Origin of the sequence: Shewanella sp. ULN5, from assembly GCF_030731885.1 — a bacterium.
Lineage (GTDB): Bacteria > Pseudomonadota > Gammaproteobacteria > Enterobacterales > Shewanellaceae > Shewanella > Shewanella holmiensis.
Map to the genome: position 1 here is coordinate 1 of NZ_JAPJEE010000016.1, position 15,853 is coordinate 15,853.

The window sequence follows — 15,853 nt, forward strand, 5'->3', positions numbered from 1 at the left end:
CACTACAAGGCTTAGTTCGGGAGCCACAAGCATGCTATTAAATTCGTGGGGATCCGTCAGGGTCAGAGTAAACTTTACTCGGACTGTGTTTTAATATGAGCACCACTGGGTTTCGCAGGGGATGCCATCTCTATCGCCATCCATTTTGGTGCCTGGGCAGTTGTTGTTATAAAAAGTCGCTTCAGCACATGAGCGCATTTGGCTGCAGTGGATTTTGCCAGCTTCACATCTAAATGTTGGTTGGCTCGTGATTGGGTTGCTGTTTTGCACAGTGGGCTGCCATTCCATTTGTTTAATGTCTTGGTTTGTCAGTACTGGCGTTACGGTCATTTCTTTATATTTTTGAAAGCCCAATATACCGAGGGTTAATATGACTAAGAGAGGAATAAGCATGCCGCTTGTTGATTTTCTATTGTCTTGTCGGTGATGAACACTATTGGTTCTGCTGGTAGAGATGACTGCGACACCTTCAATATTGGCTTTTATCGCTTTGACCTTTCCATCGCTTTGACTCTCTGAAAAGTAGTTGATTTGGTCGCCAACGACTGGTTTTCTTGCCATGTGTTTGAGTATCGATATATGAATGAATATATCTTTATTAGCTGTTGAATAAGATTTGATAAAACCAAAGCCTTTGTCGGCGTTCCAACGAACAAGTTTGCCTTTTTCCATGTTCTTCAATTTCTATTCCTTAGACAATCTGCTTTCCAAACCCACAATCCACACAATTCAATGTGTAGGTTTCTTTGCGCTTAGTGACTTTGGTATTTTTACTCATGCATTGTGGGCAGGCTTGTTTCATTGGTGTGTTTTTGCTGCAATGGTTACAGTTTATGTAGTAACCGAATTTGCCATACATCGGGGTGTATTGTGTTGATTCACCGCAATGTTTGCAGCTTATTATGGGGTGTTGCTGATGCACGAATGCTGCTACGGGTGCAAGTATTGCGACAGTAGATTGAGCTAGATGATGAGTGGGCGCTGATGCTGGTTTAGGCTCTGGTGTATTTGATATAGGTTGAATTTGTTTGATTTGTACCGGAGCTGCTTCAACTTGCTGAATATTAGTATCAATATGTTGGCTAATAAGAAACTGACCGACTGAATTGAGTTCTTGTTGGTTAAAGTCGGGTCTGGTGTCGGCGACGTTCACCAAACGCAGCAGCTTGTGTTTTAGCTTCATGATATTTTTGAGTTCATCGACTAGAAATTCGGTTTTGAATAACTTGTCTGAAACCTCTTTGGGCATTGTTTTTCGGTCGATTACCGCATCACTCGATACCGCACATAAATAGTGCCAACAGCGTCCATTGAAGCCTTGCTGCTTTATCCCAAGTAACTTGCTTAATATGTCACTCTTATGGTGTTTCAATATGTCTTTTAACAAGGCTTGCTGTAGTTCTACCTGCTTGATGGGTGAGGGCATCCCTGACCATTGGTTGTTATAGCTACGAGTCCATTCACCTTGTTGATTCACTTTTACATGGCCTTTAATGCTTTTTGATTCAATCAGCACGAAGCCATAGGGATAAACGATCAAGTGATCGATTTGAGCCGTTTCATCATTAAAGCTGAATTTGAAGTCGTTGATAACCAGCACTTCAGGATTGTCTTTAAATGCACGGCGTAAAAAGAAGGCAACGTCCTGTTCTTGTTTTTGACCCGCTATCGCTTGCGGTGATGTGGCATTTTGCAGGGTTTTCGTTTTGAGTATCATTTATCAACAGTATCCATTCATAACTTGATAAAAATCATTACCATAATACCCAATTTTAGATTGATAAAGCTATGATTATTGATTGAATTTGTATAAAAATAGCAGTCAATTTAAACCGTTAATAAAATCATCCTCAACGACGCACATCCATGGTCAAAGGCTTCGCGTAACTGTCAAAGGCTTTGGCTAAAAGCGGTGAGAGTTATACCAAGGTTTATGGCATACTGGTTTGCATGATATGGATCATTCTAATTATTGTCATTGCAAGCTGCGTGTTCTTGCCTGGCTTGTGGGTCAAGCACATCATGAGCAAGTACCAACAGCCCGCTGATCGCTACCGTCAGCAAGGTAGCGGTGGTGAACTTGCTCGTCATCTTCTAGATAGTTTTGGCCTAAATGACGTTAAGGTTGAAGAGACGCCTGACGGTGATCATTATGATCCCGCGGCTAAGGCTGTTCGCCTTTCGCCGGATAACTATTCCGGTCATTCCCTAACAGCTGTGACTGTCGCTGCCCACGAGGTTGGGCATGCGCTGCAGGATTCTCGCGGCGAGTCTTTGTTTTTGATGCGGCAGAAGCTGGCTAGAGCTGCAATGGTCGCTGAGCGTATTGCCGGCATAATGATGTTCGCGGCGCCAGTGGTCTTAATGCTTACCCGTATACCACAGGCTGGCGCGTTGACCATGTTGATTGGCTTGCTGTCGATGGGGTTGAGCACTGTTGTGCATCTGGTGACCTTGCCGGTGGAGTTCGACGCCAGTTATGGCAAGGCGCTGCCCATACTAAAAGAGGGCAACTACCTGCACGATGGGGACCTAAAACATGCGGAGAAGATTCTCAAGGCTGCGGCGCTAACCTACGTGGCTGGCTCGCTGGCCAGCTTACTCAATCTTGGCCGCTGGATAGCGGTGCTGCGTCGCTAAAAGGTTTTATTTGCGAGCCTGTGTATCATGATTGTGTTCGACTAGTTAGCTAGTTGCTAGTTCGTTAAAGTAAGCTCTTTTCGAACAATATCAGCTCCTGCTGTTAATGCTTGTAACTTTCCTCTTGCGACATCTCGAGATAATGGCGCCATACCGCAATTAGTGCATGGGTACAGTTTATCTGCATCGACGTATTTGAGCGCTTCACGTAAGGTGTCGGCAACTTCTTCAGGTGTTTCAATGTTGTTAGTGGCAACATCAATAGCACCGACCATGACTTTTTTACCGCGAATAAGCTCAAGCAGTTCAATGGGCACATGGGAGTTGTGACATTCAAGCGAAATAATATCGATATTAGATTGTTGTAGCTTGGGAAAAGCTTGTTCATATTGGCGCCACTCAGTACCCAAGGTCTTTTTCCAATCTGTGTTGGCTTTAATGCCGTAGCCATAGCAAATATGCACCGCTGTTTCGCATTTAAGTCCTTCTATTGCTCGTTCTAAACAAGCAATACCCCATTCATTCACTTCATCAAAAAACACATTAAATGCTGGCTCATCAAATTGAATAATATCAACGCCTGCAGCCTCTAATTCTTTGGCTTCTTGGTTGAGAATTTTGGCAAACTCCCAAGCCAGTTTTTCACGGCTTTGATAATGGGCATCATAAAGAGTATCTATCATGGTCATAGGGCCAGGGAGCGCCCATTTGATCGGTTGATTGGTTTGTTTTCGCAGTATTTTTGCATCTTCAACAAACACAGACTTTGGCCGAGAAACCGCACCAACTACTGTTGGAACGCTGGCCTCATAGCGGTCACGAATTTTAATGGTTTTACGCTTTTCAAAATCCACACCGGTTAAGTGCTCAATAAAGGTGGTGACAAAGTGTTGGCGGGTTTGCTCACCATCGCTGACGATATCAATGCCTGCTTGCTGTTGCTCATGTAGTGATAAACGCAGCGCATCGTGCTTACCGTCAATCAACTCTTTACCCTGTAATTTCCACGGTGACCAAAGCGCTTCTGGTTCTGCCAGCCATGAAGGCTTAGGTAAGCTGCCAGCCGTTGATGTTGGCAGTAATCGTTTCACTGTATTCGTTGTCATAAGTGCTGTTGTCCGTTTTGCTAAAAGTGTTTTGATTGCGCTTGTTTATTCATGCACTGTTTTAGTGCTGCTGATTACAGTGAGTAGCTAGCAGACCATTGCTCTAAAATGGCTTGATACGGTTTGATGAAGTACTCCTCAGCAAACTTACCCTGTTTAATGGCTAATTTACTGCGCTCATCTCGGTCATAAACAATCTGAGTTAATGAGTGATCTTGATTGCTCAAGTTAGGTTGATAACAGTTACCTGCGACAGCATTAGCATTATAAATTTCAGGGCGGTATATCTTTTGAAACGTCTCCATGGTGCTGATGGTGCTGATTAACTCAAGATTGCTGTAATCATTAAGTAAATCTCCAAAGAAATAGAATGCCAAAGGCGCCACACTTTTAGGCGGCATAAAATAGCGCACTTGTAGGCCCATCTTTTTGAAATACTGCTCAGTTAACGACGACTCATTTGGTTGGTACTCATAGCCCAGTAATGGATGTTGATTGCCTGTGCGCTGATAGGTTTTGTTATCTGACACACTCAGGCATATTACGGGTGTTTTTTTAAAGTGCTGTTTATAGGTGTCTGAATTAACGAAATACTTGAACAGCTTACCGTGTAAGTCGCCGAAGGTATCAGGAATGCTAAATTGGCTTTGGCCTTTATTATGCTCAGACAGTAATACGCTAAAATCGTAATCTCGCACATAAGAAGAGAAGTTATTACCGACTATGCCTTCAATACGCTCGTTAGTTTGATGATCAATAATATGGGTTTTTAATACTTCAATCGATGGGAACGTCTGGCCACTGTTTTCAATTTCCATATCAACAGAGACAATTTCAAGTTCAACGGAATAACGGTCAGCTTTTGGATTGTCCCAATAAGCTAACGCATTAAAACTATTATCAATCATCTTTAACGCTTTACGTAAGTTCTGCTGGCGGCTTTCACCTCTGGCCAAATTAGCAAAGTTAGTGGTAATGCGAGTACTGTCTGACGGCTGGTAGTTCTCATCGAGACAGATGTTTTTAATCGTAAAAGTAAATTGGTTATTCATGATGTTCTGGTATCCCATCTTGTGTAATCAAAGCTGAATATTGGCTAATTTTTTTAGCATTTTGCTGTTTTCTGAACACTGCCAATCAGTCGTATCAAGTTTTTCTAAGCTGTGTTTGATTTATACGTGTTTCATTACTTGATGAAAATTGATTAAATTTCTGCAGCAACATGAGCGCTATTCATGTTGAGTTTTTGGAGCAGGAAATGGCTGAGATAGCGCGGTATTAAAACGCTAATAACGGGAGCGTTAAGTGTAGGCGTAAATTGCTGTAATTAACGTTCACTGCGTTGCTTAATCATTCTTGAAATGATGGCTTGCAGAACTATTGCAAAAAGGCTTATAGCAACAAAAAATTAGCGCCTCGACACCATAAGATGTCGGGGCTTTTTAATATCGATAGGGTGGAAGAGTGTTATGCACCGTGTTTCAGATTCTGTGCTAAGTATAGCGATTAGATACAAAAAATAGCCAAATTATGGCTTAATAATCAATAATGCAACTGCTGGTTGACAGATTAACAAGCTGGCTTGCTAGTGAGCAACTGGCCGATTTCTTATGCTTGTGGCTCAACTATTGATTAAAAGGATTCACTAATGATACTTGCAGATAAGATTATTAGATTAAGGAAAAAACTGGGCTGGTCGCAAGAAGAATTGGCCGAGAAAATGAATGTTTCTCGTCAGTCGGTTTCTAAATGGGAAGGGGCAAATAGCATTCCTGATTTGAATAAAATCATTTTGCTTTCACAGATTTTTGATGTGTCTACAGACTTCTTATTGAAGGATGAGAACGAGCAGTTTGAGGCTGTGAATGAAGCCAAAGAACTAGGCATTAATCATATCAGCCTAGAACAAGCGACTGAGTATGTTGAGCATAAAATTGCAATGACCAATGCTGTCACCAAAGGTGTGGTGTTGTGTGTGTGTTCTGCTATGCCGTTATTTTTCTTTATGGCGATGGCCCAAACGAATCGATTAAACATGACGGGTGATATTGCTGCGGCATTGGGTATTGTCAGTGTGTTGATTTTGGTGGCCATTGGGGTGAGCTTTTTTATCAAAACAAACCAATATCAAGATGAAATATCAACGATAGAAGATGAGCCATTTGAACTCGCTTATGGTGTTCACAGTGCGTTTTATGAAAAACGTAAACAGTTTAGACCTACTTATAATCGCCGCTTATCTGTTGCTATTTTCTGTTTTATTGTTAGCTTTGTTCCACTGCTGTGTGTGAGTATCTTTTCTTTTGAGCAAGACATTGTTTTATTAATGGTCGATGTTCTGCTGTTTATGATTGCCGTTGGTCTATGTATTATTTTGCCCGTGTCAGCTAGATATGATGCCTATAGCAATGTCTTAAATGAAACGGTTAAAGAGACTGAAACAACTAAACGCGCTAAACGCGCAGAGAAGTTGGCTGAATTTTATTGGCCCTTGTTAACCGCTATCTATCTTGGTTGGAGCTTTTGGACAATGGCTTGGGGTGTCACTTGGATCGTTTGGCCTGTCGGGGCTGTGCTGTTTGGCGCATTAGTGGGGTTAATGGAATTACTTAATAAAGACACTCCCTAGTGTGAGGTCTGTGCAATCAGTGACCAATGTTACCTGCTCAAGTTAACACTTGCGGTTTTTTGTACTGTTAATTGATATTTTATTGATTTAATCATCTATTGCCTATTGAGGTTTTGCAGTAAAGTGCGCCGCAATTAAGGCTTGGAGGATTTATGGTAACAATTGAGTTAGTGGTGGTATTGGTCGCCATTTTTATCGGCGCACGAATAGGCGGCATTGGTATTGGCTTTGCTGGCGGTTTGGGTGTGCTGGTGTTAACTCTGGGCTTAGGGATGACACCTGGCATCATTCCTATTGATGTGATTCTGATCATTATGTCTGTTATCGCAGCTATTGCGGCGATGCAAGTTGCCGGTGGTTTGCAGTTTTTAGTCAATATCGCTGAACGTGTTTTACGTAAAAATCCTAAGCAGGTGACTTTTTTAGCACCGATTGTTACTTATACCATGACACTGTTTGCGGGTACGGGGCATACGGCATTTTCTACTTTACCGGTTATCGCCGAGGTGGCGAAAGAGCAGGGAATTCGTCCTTCGCGCCCTTTAAGTATTGCGGTTGTTGCCTCGCAAATTGCGATTACCGCCTCACCGATCTCTGCAGCGGTTGTACTGATGAGCGGTATGCTTGAAAGCAAAGGCGTGGGCTATATCAGTTTATTGATGATTTGTATTCCGGCTACCTTTTTGGCTTGTATGGTGGGCGCTTTTGTTGCCCAATTTATGGGTAAAGAGTTGCAAGATGATCCGGTTTATCAAGACCGTTTAGCACAAGGTTTAGTCAGCAAACGCGATATGAATAACACTGAGTTACCTGCGGGAGCTAAACGTTCGGTAATGGTGTTTCTGGTGGCAATTGTGGCGGTGGTGTTTTACGCCACGGCAATTAGTGATGCGGTAGGTTTGATTGATAATCCAACATTGCCACGAAATGAAGCCATCATGGTGTTTATGCTCACCGCCGCCACGGCGATTACCTTGTTTTGTAAAGTCGATACCGCCGAGGTGCTTAACGCGGCGACGTTTAAATCGGGCATGAGTGCGTGTATTTGTGTTTTGGGCGTGGCGTGGCTGGGTGACACCTTTGTTGCTGGGCATTTAGAAGAGATTAAAGCGCTATCGGGCGGCTTGTTAGAAGAGCACTCGTGGATGCTGGCTATCATTTTGTTTTTAGCGAGTATGTTGCTGTATTCGCAAGCCGCAACCACAGCAGCGTTAATGCCATCGGCCTTTATGTTAGGAGTTAGCCCTGAGGCTGCGATAGCTTCTTTCGCAGCGGTCAGTGCCTTATTTGTATTGCCGACATATCCCACTTTGTTGGCGGCAGTTGAAATGGATGACACTGGGTCGACCCGAATTGGCCAATGGGTATTTAATCATCCTTTTGTGGTGCCCGGTGTGGTGTCGATTGTTAGCTCGGTGATAATTGGATTTGTATTAGCCGAGATTATTTTGTAGGCCTATTTATCTAAGACGTTTCTGTGTGCCAACATTGCACTGCAGAATAGAGGTAATTAGCTTCAAAACCAATAAACAAAAGCCCCGATACTTAATGGTATCGGGGCTTTTGGTTATTTGTTTGAGTTTTTTAGATAAATTTAATCACGACTAGTATTGCTACTTGTTACGGCTAATTTTATCCAAATACCCCATCGCGAATGCAGATAACACAAAGGTAATGTGGATCAGTAAGTACCACATGATTTTATCGTTTTCGATATTTTCGGCATTCATAAACACTTTAAGTAAGTGTATAGACGATATTGCAACAATAGATGCGGCCACTTTGTTTTTAAGTGAGCCAGAATCCATTTTGCCAAGCCAGCCGAGTTTTTCACTGTCTTCACCTACATCAAGTTGCGAGACGAAGTTTTCGTAACCTGAAAACATCACCATAACCAGTAAACCACCCACTAAAGTGATATCGATAAGAGAGAGTGTTATGAGGATTAAGTCGACTTCTTTTATTTCGAAGATGATAGGTAGAATGTGAAAGATTTCTTGGAAGAACTTTATGCCCAAGGCGAATAAAACCAGGCTTAATCCTAAGTAAATAGGCGCCATGATCCAGCGGGATGCATACATTAACTTCTCAAACATTTTTTCCATACAAAACTGACCCTTCAAATGAAATACACTAAAAACAGACAAGCGACTTAGGGTTAAACCATAAGCGAATGAACTTTAACTGTGCTTAGGCGCAGTAGCAAGCTTGAAGACATATCTTTGGTGTGTTTTGTGTTAGTGGAAGCAATTTATGCTGCACAGACTTGTCATGAGTAATAAAAAGTCATAACATGACAGTTAAATTGTGCGCAATTAAATTGCCATCTATTTAAAGTTTGTCTAATCTAAATGTCATCTGTTTAATTAATTGTGCAATATCGATAGGTACAAAATGTCGATAACACCAAAGCTAAAGCGTCAATGCAGTTAAACAACCGCGATAAGTAGAGACTGACATTTGCTTTAATGAATAACGTTTACCAAGGAATACCATGAAAACCCTATTAGTAATTGCCCAAAGCACCGCAATGCTTTTAATGACGTTGATGGGTAGTACAGCATATGCCGCATCACCTGGAAACGCTGCTGTTAATATCAATGAAGCCAGTTTTAGTTGTATTCGACAAATGACGCCAGTGCGCCATTTTTATGTTGATAATGTACTGGGCAATATTGATGCGACGTTGGCCGCGGCCAATGCCCCTGAAGGCGCAATTTATCCGACAGGTTCAGTAGTGCAGTTGGTACCGACTGAAGTGATGGTCAAGCGTGAACCAGGTACTTCTCCAGTCACTGGCGACTGGGAGTTTTTCGAATTAGAAGTCGATGAAACAGGGTCAAAAATTGCTAAACGTGGATTTATAGATGTAAATAATCGTTTTGGCGGTAATTGCTTTGCTTGTCATTTACCCGCGAAAGATAAGTGGGACTTTATCTGCGAGTCTGGGCATGGTTGTGAACCTATTCCTATTGACCACAAAATGACTGGCGCATTGCAGCGCTCCGATCCCCGTTGTGGTGAGCCCGCTTTAGAATCAGGCGACACTATGGCACTGTTCAAGCTTAAAGTGATGGTGAGTTTAGGCACCGCCAAAAAATGGTTTGAAGACTTGTTTTAATAAATTGGGTCATTTAGTGGAGACCTTGATAAATTTTTAATCTTTGCCTCAGGTTAGTTTATTACACTGCTTTAATGGGGATAAATTTAAGCGTAAGAGAGCTCAAATAATGGATGAACATCAAACAAACAAGACAGCTAAAAAACCGTTAATGGTGCTTGGCGTCATTGCCGCGATAGTGGCTTTATTAGCGGTTCTTATGATGGTGATGCCAAAGGGGTTTAAAACTACCCATGAAGAAATTGGCATGGGTAAGCCTGCGGTAGTGTTTGTGTATGATCCCAACCTGACGGTGAGTAATAGTCAAACAGAACAGATGAACGAAGCCCGTGCTCATCTTGGTGATAATGTTGTGTTTTTGCTTGCTAGAGTCGGTGATCCTAATGGCGAGAAACTGATTGCTAAATATCGCGCCAACTCAACCGAGTTACTACTTTTTGATCCTGTTGGTAATCTGGTAAAAAGACAGTATGGCGTGATAAATGCCAATGAACTAATGCTGTGGGTACGTTAACCGGTTTAGTCTGTTGGCTAGCGATTGTTAGTTCAATAAATGCCCTGATTTTACAGTAAATCAGGGCATTTTCTTTTAATAATTGATTTCGATGAATACAAGTCACTTATACTTGAGTTAGCCTCAAATCGAACATGAAACGATTGATACTGTCTGGATGGGGGATATTGGTGTGACTAGGGGCTATATCGTCGGGAGCATAAGATAGCCACGAGGTGTTAATTGTTTGAGGATGTAACAAATTCTGTGTTATTTGTTCGTTTCAGTTCATTTATAGCAATATTGCTTTATAAGTATTACTTAATATTATTTTTATCAATTTTAATAAACAGTTAAACTTAAATGATTTAACGTTATCGTTTCATTATTTGGTGTTTCTTGTTACGTTTTAATATCAATTTCTCGGTCTTATACATAACAATTTATGATCTTAGTAACATATTCGCTCTAAATCTTCATTAATATACTTTTGGAAGTGTATTTTTGCTTTACTTGTTTGCCCTTCAAGATTAAATTCGCCGCCGATAATCCTAGGGAATAACCCCCCTAAATAAACCCATTGTCTTAAACACGCTTCATTTTCACGTTAAGTAGCCATAAATTGTCCAAAATCATCCATGAAAATGTTGAAAACAGCATTGCTGCGCCTGTTATTGGTCTGACTTTTTTTGCGATCGCATCAGGCTTTTTAATGAGCCTGATTCCGTTGTCGTTATCCTATTTTGGTATCAGCCAATCACTCACGCCTTGGTTGGCGAGTGTGTTTTATTTTGGTTTGTTATTAGGGGCAACATGCATTCAAAAAGTCATTAAATACTTTGGCCATAGACGAGCATTTATTTTGTTCTTGACTCTGGTGGCGATAACCGTAGTGGTTATGTTGCTATTGCCTAACCCGGTAACATGGATAGCCGCACGTTTTGTTGCCGGTATGGCTATTGCTGGGGTATTTGTGGTGGTGGAGTCGTGGTTGTTAATGGCTAATTGCCCTAAAAAGCGTGTTAAACGTTTAGGGCTTTATATGGCCGCGCTTTATGGCGGCAGTGCAGCAGGTCAATTGGCGATTTCATTGTTTGGTACTCAGGGGATTCAGCCCTATTTGCTGGTTTTGGGGTTATTGTTTTTAGCCACACTGGCACCATTAATACTGCGATCTGGTCAGCCTGTTAGTGAAGAATTACAACGGATTAATCGCAAAGAGATCCGTCATATTAATCGACCAGCGATTATTGGATGTATCGTTTCGGGGTTATTATTAGGGCCAATTTACGGGCTAATGCCATTGTATTTATCCCAATCAACGGCTTTTTCGGGTCATACTGGCTTACTCATGGCGAGTGTAATTTTAGGTGGAATGGCTGTGCAACCTATTGCCAGTGCGCTTTCAACTCGCATGAGTAAAAGTTTATTGATGGCGATATTTTGTTTATTAGGCTGTATCGCGGTAATGGGCATACTCGAATCATCAAGTTTGGTAATGATGGTAATTAGTTTATTGCTATTAGGGGCTAGCAGTTTTGCCTTGTACCCAATAGCGATTACCTTGGCATCAGATACCTTACCGATAGAAAAAATGGTGTCAGTGACCGAGTTAATGCTGTTGTGTTATAGCGTCGGTTCAGTGCTTGGACCGTTAATGGCGACATCATTTACGGCTGCTGATGATGGGCTGGTGGTGTATTTAGGTGTGTGTTTATTGGCAACATGCATCTATATGTTAATTAAGAGTATGGCGGCCATTTCGTCAGGGCAAAAACCTATCGCAGGTTAATACCCATTGTCATAATTACGGCTCATTCTAGCGTGTGAAAATACTCGATAACGGCGTTAGATTTTTCGATTGTAGAATAACTGCTTATCGAAAAATCTGCCTTGTTATCACGCATTTTTCCTACGCGATGTTTGAAAACTTAATGACTGTGATTGGTATCAGGTGCTCAATTAGCCATTTATTTTTCGAGATGCCTAATTGTACTGATAGATAAGGTTATCGGCTCTAGGAGTGTTAATTGGCTTGCTATCTTAGCTGTTATCACTAACTATCTAAGCGCTGTCGATTTGCAGCGCTCAATAAGGACTCCGCCATGCTTTACGATCTGACTGTCGTACAATTCAGCAAAATGTTGAATAATTTAAATCATATTCTTGATAAAGGTGAAGCTTTCGCCGCCCTTAAAAGAGTGGATGTTTCGGTGTTATTGAATGCGCGCCTAGCGCCTGATCAGTTTAATCTTATTCGTCAGGTACAAATAGCCTGCGATACCGCTAAAATTGGCGTGGCGAGATTAACGGGTAACATGGATACCGTGCCTAAGCATGATGATAGCGAAACCACACTTGAAGCATTACGTGCGCGCATTGCATCAGTGCTTGAATATTTGGCAAGCTTTAATGAAGCTGACTTTGCTAATGCGGCGAATGAGCATGTGTCACAACCGCGTTGGGAAGGTAAGTACCTTACAGGGTATGAGTTTGCCATTGAACATGCCATACCAAACCTCTATTTTCACGTGACTACGGCGTATGCCATTTTGCGTCACAATGGTGTTGAAGTCGGTAAAAAAGATTATTTAGGGGCGATGCCATACAAGGCGCCAATAGTCTAAAGTCTATTGATGAATGACCTTGCACTAACTAAGTGGCGTCGCCACTTAGTTTTTATGGAGGGTAGCTTAAAAATATCAAGCCATAATGCTGTTGAGTTAAACCCTGAGTTGCCACATCTCAAATGCTTCTATGCAAAGCTGCTCTCTAAATTTGGGGTGGGCAATATCAATCAGTGCTCTAGCCCTTTCCCGTAATGATTTTCCACGTAAATTAGCCACGCCATACTCTGTAGCAATATAGTGTACATGGGCGCGTGTGGTGACGACGCCTGCACCAGGTGATAATACCGTAGCAATACGTGACACTGTGCCATTAGCTGCTGTACTGGGAAGCGCAATAACAGATCGACCACCTTCAGATAACCCTGCACCACGAATGAAATCCATTTGCCCACCCACACCTGAATATATCCGCGTGCCTAGCGAATCTGCGCAAATTTGTCCTGAGATATCCACTTGTAAGGCAGAATTGATTGCCATTACATTGGGGTTTTTACGGATAATAGAGGTGTCATTGACCTGTTCAATATCCATAAATATAACCGAGGGATTATCATCGACAAAGTCATAAAGTCGTTGGCTACCTAAGGCAAAGCCAGTAACTAATTTGCCAGGATACACTTTTTTGCGACTGTTATTGATGACACCTAACTCAACAAGATTGAGTACCCCGTCAGAAAATAGCTCCGTATGCACACCAAGATCTTTGTGCTCGGTTAGGCAGGCTAAAACCGCGTCGGGAATAGCACCAATACCCATTTGCAAGCAGTCACCATCTCGAACCAGTTTTGCGACATGTTGCCCAATGGCAAGGCTAGTCGCATCGCTGGCAGCAAGTGGGTGTTGAGGTAACGGTACACTTTGTTCGTACACCGCAGCCAGTTTATGGTAATGAATAAAGCCATCGCCATGGGTGCGTGGCATCATGGGGTTGATGTGGGCAATAATCCTCCGTGCCATTTGACAGGCCGCCAATGTTGCCTCTACTGAGATCCCTAAAGAGCAAATGCCATGTTTATCGGGAGGGGAAACCTGAATGATGGCGGTATCGATAGCTTGCTCACCAGAGCGAAATAATTTAGGCACTTCTGATAGAAAAATAGGCACATAATCGGCATCACCTTGTTGTAACAGCGTGCGCGTTGGCACGCCGCCAAAGAAACACCGATGGCGAAGATGGCCTTTTAATCGTGGATGACTGAGTGATTCGGCGTGTTCAGTGTGTAACTGTAATAACGTGAGATTTTTTCGAGTCAGTGCATGTTCGGCTAATGCATCGAGTAATATTTTTGGGGTGGCCCCCATAGAATGAGTCCATAGGGTTTCATTGTCTTCAATTAACGCTACGGCTTGCAAAGCACTACTACAAATAATAGGGGGCATTTTAATCACTCACGTTAATTATACTGTTGGTAGTGTAAGGCTAACTTGTACATTTTGACAGCATTAACCAACATGTATTTTATTTAAAACAAAGACATAAACCCCTACGCAGTGCACTCTTGTCGATTTACTTTTCTTTAGCTTGTACGTGTTTCAATGCCGCTTGTAATGCTTCATAGCGGAACCGGAATGCATTCTCATCAGGTAAGGAATCTATCACATGAAACTTACGTAATTGGTCTTGTGTTTGTTGATTTGGGCAAAGTAAAAAGACTTCGCAATCCGCATCCTGTGCATCTTTTATCGCGTTTTCAAGTGCTAAGCCTACCGTTACATCAATCATGGGGACGTCGGTTAAATCGAGGATCATCGCTTCATATTCTGCAATACTGGCGTGCTGTCTTGATATGGCTTTGGATACGCTGAAAATCATTGGTCCAGATAAGTAGAAAAACAACACCTTACCATTGGCTTGATCCAGTAAGCCGCGCTCACTTTGGGTGAGTGGCACATCGTTTTGATCGGCATCACTGATGGCTTTTACTTGCCTTGCTTGTTCGCGGCTTAAGCGTTCGATAATCAAGATATTAGAAATAAATACCCCAAGACCAACCGCGACAATGAGGTCAACAAATACCGTGAGCAGCATAACACCGTACATAATTGCCATGCCTTGAACACTGACTTTGTGGGCACGCTGAATGAAACTCCAATCTAAAATATTAAAACCGACATAAACCGCAATGCCTGCTAACACAGCCATAGGGATAGGTTCAGTTAAACCGCCAGCAACTAATACGACTAAGGCTAACACCGCCGCACGCGTAATACCTGATAAAGGTGAACGCGCCCCAACCTGAATGTTGGTCACAGTGCCCATGGTTGCACCTGCGCCAGGAAGGGCGCCAAATAAGCCTGAAATCATATTGGCTAAACCTTGCCCGCGTAATTCTTTATCTGAGTCGTGTTCTTTACGGGTAAGCGAATCACCAATAACCGCAGTCAGTAATGTATCGATACAGCCTAAAGTGCCTAATACCAGCGCATCAATGACCATCGTCATGAAAATATCTGTATTAATGTGCGGAATTACTAAAGAGGGCAATCCTGCAGGGATTTCACCGATGCGGCGAATGCTGTCAGTATCGAATACGATAATAGAGAGTATGGTAACACCGACTAAAGCGACTAACTGGGCTGGAACGTATTTACGTAGGTGTTTAGGGAACAAAAATAAGGTAGCTAAGGTGAGTAATCCTAACAATAACTCGCTAAATTGAATGTTGGCTAAAGTATCAGGTAATGAAGATAAAGTTCCGAGAACACCGCCTGCTGGTGCGGCGTGTCCTAGCAGAGGTGATAATTGCAAGATAATCAAAATGACACCAATGCCTGACATGAAACCTGATATTACACTGTAGGGCATTAAGGTGACGTATTTCCCTAGCTTTAACGTACCGATTAAAAATTGGAAACCGCCAGCCATCATCACTACCGTGAATGATATTGCCATTCCTGACTCAGGATATTTGGCCACCATACTGGTTAAAATCGCGGTCATGATCACTGTCATTGGACCGGTAGGTTCAGAAATTAGCGTTGATGAACCGCCAAATAATGAGGCAAAAAAACCAACAAGAATCGCGCCCCATAAACCGGCTTCTGCGCCTGCGCCAGATGCCACACCAAAGGCGAGTGCTAAGGGTAAGGAAATGATTGCTGTGGTGACGCCACCAAACAGATCCCCTTTGATATTGACATCTTTAAAGCGTTCTCTAAACACAATTACAATCTCTTAACCAAAAGTTCGCGAGACTTTAGCAAAAAAACGACCGATTTGTATAGCTTAGATAA

14 protein-coding genes are annotated in these 15,853 nt (G+C 42.4%); 7 read left to right on the forward strand and 7 right to left on the reverse strand.

Annotation, left to right across the window (positions count from 1 at the left end):
- Positions 1-90: 90 nt before the first annotated feature.
- A complete protein-coding gene (locus ORI98_RS14275) occupies positions 91-672 on the reverse strand; it encodes an excalibur calcium-binding domain-containing protein (RefSeq protein ID WP_306135713.1) in 582 nt (193 codons plus the stop codon).
- Positions 673-691: 19 nt separating this feature from the next.
- Positions 692-1,717, reverse strand: coding sequence for a nuclease-related domain-containing protein (locus ORI98_RS14280; protein WP_306135665.1), 1,026 nt, complete (start codon positions 1,715-1,717; stop codon positions 692-694).
- Between the two features lie 233 nt (positions 1,718-1,950).
- Here ORI98_RS14280 and ORI98_RS14285 point away from each other — a divergent pair, with 233 nt between their 5' ends.
- A complete protein-coding gene (locus ORI98_RS14285; RefSeq protein ID WP_306135666.1) occupies positions 1,951-2,640 on the forward strand; it encodes a zinc metallopeptidase in 690 nt (229 codons plus the stop codon).
- Positions 2,641-2,696: 56 nt separating this feature from the next.
- Here ORI98_RS14285 and ORI98_RS14290 read toward each other — a convergent pair whose 3' ends face one another.
- Both ORI98_RS14290 and ORI98_RS14295 read right to left on the reverse strand, forming a co-directional pair.
- Complete coding sequence (locus tag ORI98_RS14290) at positions 2,697-3,731, reverse strand: methionine synthase (RefSeq protein WP_261299031.1); 1,035 nt, start codon at positions 3,729-3,731, stop codon at positions 2,697-2,699.
- 89 nt (positions 3,732-3,820) lie between these two features.
- On the reverse strand, positions 3,821-4,798 hold the full coding sequence (locus ORI98_RS14295) for a DUF1852 domain-containing protein (protein ID WP_306135667.1): 978 nt from the start codon (positions 4,796-4,798) through the stop codon (positions 3,821-3,823).
- A gap of 596 nt (positions 4,799-5,394) precedes the next feature.
- On the opposite strand from ORI98_RS14295, the gene ORI98_RS14300 reads away from it, so the two are divergent.
- Positions 5,395-6,375 carry a helix-turn-helix domain-containing protein gene (locus ORI98_RS14300; protein ID WP_306135668.1) on the forward strand — a complete coding sequence of 327 codons (981 nt, stop codon included), beginning with the start codon at positions 5,395-5,397 and terminating at the stop codon, positions 6,373-6,375.
- A 152-nt stretch (positions 6,376-6,527) separates the two neighbouring features.
- Positions 6,528-7,829, forward strand: coding sequence for an anaerobic C4-dicarboxylate transporter (locus ORI98_RS14305; RefSeq protein ID WP_261298980.1), 1,302 nt, complete (start codon positions 6,528-6,530; stop codon positions 7,827-7,829).
- 159 nt (positions 7,830-7,988) lie between these two features.
- Here the strand turns inward: ORI98_RS14305 and ORI98_RS14310 are convergent, their stop codons facing one another.
- On the reverse strand, positions 7,989-8,480 hold the full coding sequence (locus ORI98_RS14310) for a TIGR00645 family protein (RefSeq protein WP_261298979.1): 492 nt from the start codon (positions 8,478-8,480) through the stop codon (positions 7,989-7,991).
- Positions 8,481-8,869: 389 nt separating this feature from the next.
- Between ORI98_RS14310 and ORI98_RS14315 the strand changes: the two genes are divergently transcribed.
- From ORI98_RS14315 to ORI98_RS14330, 4 genes are all read left to right on the forward strand, one after another.
- Positions 8,870-9,496, forward strand: a complete 627-nt coding sequence (locus ORI98_RS14315) for a hypothetical protein (RefSeq protein ID WP_306135669.1) — start codon at positions 8,870-8,872, stop codon at positions 9,494-9,496.
- Positions 9,497-9,605: 109 nt separating this feature from the next.
- Positions 9,606-10,010 (forward strand): hypothetical protein, encoded by a 405-nt coding sequence (locus tag ORI98_RS14320; protein ID WP_306135670.1) that lies wholly within the window; start codon positions 9,606-9,608, stop codon positions 10,008-10,010.
- A 601-nt stretch (positions 10,011-10,611) separates the two neighbouring features.
- Complete coding sequence (locus tag ORI98_RS14325) at positions 10,612-11,781, forward strand: MFS transporter (protein ID WP_306135671.1); 1,170 nt, start codon at positions 10,612-10,614, stop codon at positions 11,779-11,781.
- 313 nt (positions 11,782-12,094) lie between these two features.
- Entirely contained in the window at positions 12,095-12,616 is a 522-nt protein-coding gene (locus ORI98_RS14330; RefSeq protein WP_261298975.1) for a DUF1993 family protein, read from the forward strand.
- A 96-nt stretch (positions 12,617-12,712) separates the two neighbouring features.
- Here the strand turns inward: ORI98_RS14330 and ORI98_RS14335 are convergent, their stop codons facing one another.
- Positions 12,713-13,999: an acetyl-CoA hydrolase/transferase family protein gene (locus tag ORI98_RS14335; RefSeq protein ID WP_306135672.1), complete on the reverse strand. Its 1,287-nt coding sequence runs from the start codon at positions 13,997-13,999 to the stop codon at positions 12,713-12,715.
- 127 nt (positions 14,000-14,126) lie between these two features.
- Positions 14,127-15,782 carry a SulP family inorganic anion transporter gene (locus ORI98_RS14340; protein WP_371931169.1) on the reverse strand — a complete coding sequence of 552 codons (1,656 nt, stop codon included), beginning with the start codon at positions 15,780-15,782 and terminating at the stop codon, positions 14,127-14,129.
- Positions 15,783-15,853: the final 71 nt, after the last annotated feature.

Coding starts and splice junctions, on each gene's coding strand:
- ORI98_RS14275 (WP_306135713.1), bottom strand. CDS start 672: ATGGAAAAAGGCAAACTTGTTCGTTGGAACGCCGACAAAGGCTTTGGT.
- ORI98_RS14280 (WP_306135665.1), bottom strand. CDS start 1,717: ATGATACTCAAAACGAAAACCCTGCAAAATGCCACATCACCGCAAGCG.
- ORI98_RS14285 (WP_306135666.1), top strand. CDS start 1,951: ATGATATGGATCATTCTAATTATTGTCATTGCAAGCTGCGTGTTCTTG.
- ORI98_RS14295 (WP_306135667.1), bottom strand. CDS start 4,798: ATGAATAACCAATTTACTTTTACGATTAAAAACATCTGTCTCGATGAG.
- ORI98_RS14300 (WP_306135668.1), top strand. CDS start 5,395: ATGATACTTGCAGATAAGATTATTAGATTAAGGAAAAAACTGGGCTGG.
- ORI98_RS14305 (WP_261298980.1), top strand. CDS start 6,528: ATGGTAACAATTGAGTTAGTGGTGGTATTGGTCGCCATTTTTATCGGC.
- ORI98_RS14310 (WP_261298979.1), bottom strand. CDS start 8,480: ATGGAAAAAATGTTTGAGAAGTTAATGTATGCATCCCGCTGGATCATG.
- ORI98_RS14315 (WP_306135669.1), top strand. CDS start 8,870: ATGAAAACCCTATTAGTAATTGCCCAAAGCACCGCAATGCTTTTAATG.
- ORI98_RS14320 (WP_306135670.1), top strand. CDS start 9,606: ATGGATGAACATCAAACAAACAAGACAGCTAAAAAACCGTTAATGGTG.
- ORI98_RS14330 (WP_261298975.1), top strand. CDS start 12,095: ATGCTTTACGATCTGACTGTCGTACAATTCAGCAAAATGTTGAATAAT.
- ORI98_RS14335 (WP_306135672.1), bottom strand. CDS start 13,999: ATGCCCCCTATTATTTGTAGTAGTGCTTTGCAAGCCGTAGCGTTAATT.